This window comes from Glaciecola sp. SC05 (assembly GCF_041380235.1).
GTDB lineage: Bacteria > Pseudomonadota > Gammaproteobacteria > Enterobacterales > Alteromonadaceae > Glaciecola.
Genome location: NZ_JBGIYY010000072.1, coordinates 1 through 305, shown reverse-complemented (window position 1 = coordinate 305; position 305 = coordinate 1). Strand labels below are relative to the sequence as shown.

1 protein-coding gene is annotated in these 305 nt (G+C 47.2%); it reads right to left on the bottom strand.

All coding sequences use genetic code 11. The features are described from left to right. Positions 1 to 305, bottom strand: a 305-nt coding sequence (locus tag AB9H30_RS19425; RefSeq protein WP_371196445.1) for a transposase, incomplete at both ends; no start/stop codon positions are given.

Below are 305 nucleotides of genomic sequence, written 5' to 3'. Positions count from 1 at the left end.
AGAGCAGCTAGTTTGCCAATAAAATCAATAGGGTCAAAGAAGACGTGAGTCGTTCCATCACGATAGGGTGTTTTCAATTCATAGCGCACTTTTCCATGTTGCGTCATGCTCAAGCGCTGCTCACTAATAGCTGGACGACTGATGTAGCGGCAAAGTCTTTCTAGTGTTTCAGGCTCATCAGCGTTGGCAAACACACCGGCGTGAAGCGAAAAGCCAGAGGTATTGGCTAACTGACCATATTCTCTCTCTGTGCTAGCAGGTAAGGTTTGTAGCGTAAACACCTTCTGCCCTTGTTGTGGTCCCAT